The sequence below is a fragment of the Streptomyces sp. SID9727 genome, from assembly GCF_010550605.1.
Lineage (GTDB): Bacteria > Actinomycetota > Actinomycetes > Streptomycetales > Streptomycetaceae > Streptomyces.
This window is the reverse complement of sequence record NZ_JAAGNI010000079.1, coordinates 1-5,295: the sequence shown is the minus strand read 5'-3', so window position 1 is coordinate 5,295 and position 5,295 is coordinate 1. Positions and strand designations below refer to the sequence as shown.

General features: G+C 69.8%; 7 protein-coding genes. All 7 read left to right on the top strand.

The window, feature by feature from the left end:
• On the top strand, positions 1 to 425 hold a 425-nt coding region (locus tag G3I41_RS05165), incomplete at its 5' end, for a 2-oxo-4-hydroxy-4-carboxy-5-ureidoimidazoline decarboxylase (protein ID WP_164399126.1).
• 243 nt (positions 426 to 668) lie between these two features.
• Entirely contained in the window at positions 669 to 1,049 is a 381-nt protein-coding gene (gene sdhC / locus G3I41_RS05160) for a succinate dehydrogenase, cytochrome b556 subunit (RefSeq protein ID WP_164399125.1), read from the top strand.
• Between the two features lie 5 nt (positions 1,050 to 1,054).
• Positions 1,055 to 1,528, top strand: coding sequence for a succinate dehydrogenase hydrophobic membrane anchor subunit (locus G3I41_RS05155; protein ID WP_164399124.1), 474 nt, complete (start codon positions 1,055 to 1,057; stop codon positions 1,526 to 1,528).
• 30 nt (positions 1,529 to 1,558) lie between these two features.
• A complete protein-coding gene (sdhA, locus tag G3I41_RS05150) occupies positions 1,559 to 3,313 on the top strand; it encodes a succinate dehydrogenase flavoprotein subunit (RefSeq protein ID WP_164399123.1) in 1,755 nt (584 codons plus the stop codon).
• Complete coding sequence (locus tag G3I41_RS05145; protein WP_018101096.1) at positions 3,313 to 4,089, top strand: succinate dehydrogenase iron-sulfur subunit; 777 nt, start codon at positions 3,313 to 3,315, stop codon at positions 4,087 to 4,089. Before sdhA ends, G3I41_RS05145 begins: the two co-directional genes overlap by 1 nt.
• Positions 4,090 to 4,240: 151 nt before the next feature.
• Entirely contained in the window at positions 4,241 to 4,816 is a 576-nt protein-coding gene (locus G3I41_RS05140; RefSeq protein WP_164399122.1) for a hypothetical protein, read from the top strand.
• Between the two features lie 14 nt (positions 4,817 to 4,830).
• The coding region (locus G3I41_RS05135) for a hypothetical protein (protein ID WP_164399121.1) at positions 4,831 to 5,295 on the top strand (465 nt) is incomplete at its 3' end.

Sequence of the window (5,295 nt, the reverse complement as noted above, 5' to 3'; positions counted from 1 at the left end):
CCGAGGCCGAGGCGGCCCTCCTGGCGTGTTTCGGCAGCCCGGCCTGGGCGCGGCGCCTCGCCGGCCACCGCCCCTACCCGGACGCGGAGGCGCTGCTCGCAGCGGCGGACGAGGCGGCCTACGACCTCTCCCCCGGCGAGCACGCCGAGGCGCTGGCGGCCGAGGTGTCCCCAGGGCTGCGGCCGGACGCGCCGCGCTCCGCCCATCTCGCGCTGGCCGCCGCCCACGCCGAGTACGAACGCAAGTTCGGCCACGCCTTCGTGATCTGCCTGGACGGCTATCCGCCCGCCGAACACCCCGACCAGGTGCTGGCCGGCATCCGGACCCGGCTGGCGCACGGGGAGGACCGGGAGCGGGCGGTCGCGGCGGACGAGATGCGGCGACTCGCCCGGGGCCGCCTGGCCGCGTTGATATCGAGTCGGTAACGGGTTGGGGCCGGGCCGCGCGGCCCGGATTCCCCGGCACTGAGGGGCCGGAGAGGGTCGCGGAGGGCTGTCCATAGCCCGTCCGTGCCTGTTTCGTTGCCACTTTGATCACACCGGAGGGCCCCGCGCGATCGAACCGACAATCCGTCGCTACGATGGCCGGGGCCGGTGGACCGTACCCGGCCGGGTCAGACCGACAGTCAAGCCGGCCGACCCCAATCCCCGCTCCCGGAGGGTTCTTCCGTGCCGGCTGGAACGCTGTACCGCGGCCGGGAAGGCATGTGGTCCTGGGTGGCTCATCGAGTCACCGGTGTCCTCATTTTCTTCTTCCTGTTCGTGCATGTCCTGGACACCGCCCTCGTCCGCGTCTCCCCCGAGGCGTACGACGACGTCGTGTCCACGTACAAGACGCCGATCGTCGCGCTCCTGGAATACGGCCTGGTGGCCGCGATTCTCTTCCACGCGCTGAACGGTCTGCGCATCGTCGCCGTGGACTTCTGGGCCAAGGGCCCGCGCGTGCAGAAGCAGATGCTCTGGACCGTGCTGGGCATCTGGATCGTGCTGATGCTGGGTGCCCTGTACCCCGTCCTCGGCCACGCCGTACGCGAACTCTTCGGGAGCTGAGGCCCATGTCCACCGAGACTTCCGCGATCGGCGCCGTCGAAGGCGGTTCGCTCTACGACGTCGACAACCCGGCCCCCGTCATCGAGCCGCCGCGCAAGCGGACCGGCAAGACCCCCAAGGGCTCGCGCACCAACTTCGAGATGTACGCCTGGCTCTTCATGCGCCTGTCGGGCATCGTGCTGGTCGTCCTGGTCATCGGCCACCTGCTGATCCAGCTGGTGCTGGACGGCGGCGTGTCCAAGATCGGCTTCGCCTTCGTGGCGGGGCGCTGGGCCTCGCCGTTCTGGCAGGTCTGGGACCTGGCGATGCTGTGGCTCGCCATGCTGCACGGCGCCAACGGTCTGCGTACGGTCATCAACGACTACGCCGAACGGGACAACACCCGCTTCTGGCTGAAGATGCTGCTGTACACCGCCACGGTGTTCACCGTCCTGCTGGGCACGCTGGTGATCTTCACCTTCGACCCGAACATCCGCTAGGCGCCGGGCCCGAAGGACCAGAGGTAAACCATGCAGATCCACACGTACGACACCGTCATCGTCGGCGCCGGCGGCGCCGGCATGCGCGCGGCCATCGAGTCGACCAAGCGCAGCCGCACCGCCGTGCTGACCAAGCTCTACCCCACCCGCTCCCACACGGGCGCCGCGCAGGGCGGCATGGCCGCCGCGCTGGCCAACGTGGAGGAGGACAACTGGGAGTGGCACACCTTCGACACGATCAAGGGCGGTGACTACCTGGTCGACCAGGACGCCGCCGAGATCCTGGCGAAGGAGGCCATCGACGCCGTCCTCGACCTGGAGAAGATGGGCCTGCCGTTCGGCCGTACGCCCCAGGGCAAGATCGACCAGCGCCGGTTCGGCGGTCACTCCCGCAACCACGGCGAGGCCCCGGTCCGCCGCGCCTGCTACTCGGGCGACCGCACCGGCCACATGATCCTCCAGACGCTCTACCAGAACTGTGTCAAGGAGGGCGTGGAGTTCTTCAACGAGTTCTACGTCCTGGACCAGCTGGTCGTCGAGGAGGACGGCGTCAAGAAGTCCGCCGGCGTCGTCGCCTACGAGCTGGCCACCGGCGAGATCCACGTCTTCCGCGCGAAGTCGGTCATCTACGCCTCGGGCGGCACCGGCAAGTTCTTCAAGGTGACGTCGAACGCGCACACCCTGACCGGTGACGGCCAGGCCGCCTGCTACCGCCGTGGCCTGCCGCTGGAGGACATGGAGTTCTTCCAGTTCCACCCGACCGGCATCTGGCGCATGGGCATCCTGCTGACGGAGGGCGCCCGCGGTGAGGGCGGCATCCTCCGCAACAAGGACGGCGAGCGCTTCATGGAGAAGTACGCGCCCGTCATGAAGGACCTCGCGTCCCGTGACGTCGTGTCCCGCTCCATCTACACGGAGATCCGCGAGGGCCGCGGCTGCGGTCCCGAGGGCGACCACGTCTACCTCGACCTGACGCACCTGCCGCCGGAGCAGCTGGACGCCAAGCTCCCGGACATCACCGAGTTCGCGCGTACGTACCTCGGCATCGAGCCCTACACGGACCCGATCCCGATCCAGCCGACCGCGCACTACGCCATGGGCGGCATCCCGACCAACGTCGAGGGCGAGGTGCTGGCCGACAACACCACCGTCGTCCCGGGCCTGTACGCCGCCGGCGAGGTCGCCTGCGTGTCGGTGCACGGCGCCAACCGCCTCGGCACCAACTCGCTGCTCGACATCAACGTCTTCGGGCGCCGCGCGGGCATCGCCGCCGCCGAGTACGCCGCGAAGAACGACCTCATCGAGCTTCCCGAGGACCCGGCGCGGCAGGTCATCGACCAGGTCGAGCGGCTGCGCGGCTCCACGGGCACGGAGCGGGTCGCGGCGATCCGCCAGGAGCTCCAGGAGTGCATGGACGCCAACGTGATGGTGTTCCGCACCGAGCAGACGATCAAGACCGCGGTCGACAAGATCGCGGAGCTGCGCAAGCGCTACCTGGACGTGTCCGTCCAGGACAAGGGCAAGCGGTTCAACACCGACCTGCTGGAGGCCATCGAGCTGGGCAACCTGCTCGACCTGGCCGAGGTCATGGCGACGTCGGCGCTGGCGCGCAAGGAGTCCCGCGGCGGTCACTACCGCGAGGACTACCCCAACCGCGACGACGTCAACTTCATGCGCCACACCATGGCGTACCGCGAGGTCGCCGAGGACGGCACCGAGTCGATCCGGCTGGACTACAAGCCGGTCGTCACGACCCGCTACCAGCCGATGGAGCGTAAGTACTGATGGCTACACCCACCCTGGACAAGGCCGACAAGGCTCCCGAGCCCGAGGCCGGCTTCGCCGACTCGCCGTACATCACGGCCACGTTCCGCATCCGGCGGTTCAACCCGGAGGTCTCCGACGAGGCCCAGTGGCAGGACTTCCAGATCGAGATCGACCCGAAGGAGCGTGTCCTCGACGCCCTTCACAAGATCAAGTGGGACCAGGACGGGACGCTCACGTTCCGCCGGTCCTGCGCGCACGGCATCTGCGGTTCGGACGCCATGCGGATCAACGGCAAGAACAGGCTCGCCTGCAAGACGCTGATCAAGGACCTGAGCCCGGAGAAGCCGATCACGATCGAGGCCATCAAGGGCCTCACGGTCCTCAAGGACCTCGTGGTCGACATGGACCCGTTCTTCCAGGCGTACCGCGACGTCATGCCCTTCCTCATCACCAAGGGGAACGAGCCGACCCGCGAGCGCCTGCAGTCCCCCGAGGACCGCGAGCGCTTCGACGACACCACCAAGTGCATCCTGTGCGCCGCGTGCACGTCCTCGTGCCCGGTGTTCTGGAACGACGGCCAGTACTTCGGCCCGGCGGCGATCGTCAACGCGCACCGCTTCATCTTCGACTCGCGCGACGAGGGCGGCGAGCAGCGCCTGGAGATCCTCAACGACCGTGACGGTGTGTGGCGTTGCCGCACCACCTTCAACTGCACGGACGCCTGCCCGCGTGGCATCGAGGTCACCAAGGCGATCCAGGAGGTCAAGCGCGCGCTGATCACGCGTCGCTTCTGATCCCCCGAGCACACGAAGAGGCCCGGTCCCCCGCGAGGGTCCGGGCCTCTTGCTGCGCCCGGGCGGCTCGGACGGTACGGTCGTGCGGAACCGGTGGTCGGTTCACCCACCGCCGCACGGGGGTGCGCGGGGGAGCGAGAGCGGGGGCACGTTGAGCGATCCGAATCCGTACGCGGACGACTCATCCAAGTGGGGGCCGCAGCAGCCCGGGACCCCTCCCGGCGTCCCGAACGGTCAGGGCTACGGATATCCGGTGGGCGGCAGCCCGGTCTACGGCTACCCGCAGCCGCTCTCCGGCCCGCCCTCGCAGCCGCCGGGCTACGGGTATCCGTCGCAGCCGGCGCCGGGTTACGGGTATCCGGGCGCGGCTCCGGCGGGCGGCGGAACGCCGGTGCTGTCCATCGGGGACATCACGGTGATGAGCGATTCGATCGTGACGCCGTCCGGGACGATGCCCCTCAAGGGCGCGGTGTGGACGGCGACGGACATGTCGCGCACCGAGGAGAAGATCCCGCCGGTGGCGATCGTGCTGGCGATCATCTTCGCTCTGGCCTGTCTGATCGGCCTGCTCTTCCTGCTGATGAAGCAGAAGCAGACGACCGGCTTCGTCCAGGTGACGGTGACCAGCGGGGGCCGCTACCACTCCACGATGATCCCGGCCACGCAGCCCGAGACCTTCCCGATGGTGATGTCCCAGGTCAACACCGCCCGCTCGATGAGCGTCTGAGGGCGGACTCCCCGATGGCCGTCCTTCGGCACTCCGTCACCGTCCTGGCCGTGGAGCGCGCCCTCGTCGCCGAACTCGCCCCGCTCGTCTGGGACCTGGCCGAGTCGACCCGGGCCGACGGCACGGCCGTCCGCACGCCGGACGGGCGGCCCGTCGAGGACCTGCGGCTGGTGAAGGGGCGTCACCTGCGGGCCGGGGCGCTGTACGAGATCGGGCGGGCGGACGACGGCGAACGGATGGCGGTCCGCGTACGGGAGTGGCGGCGCACCGCCGCGATCGAGGTGGAGCAGCGGCTGAGCGCCCCGGACCTGAACGCCCGGGTGACGCTGCGGCTGACCGCGCCCGACCGGCCCCGGCTCGTCGAGGGGCGGGGGCGGATGTGGGGGCCGGACGGTTCGGGTGTGCTGCGGCGCGGGACGGGGAGCGCCCGGGCGGATCTGGCCGCGTGGTGGGACGCGGCGGCGCTGCCGCCCGGTGCG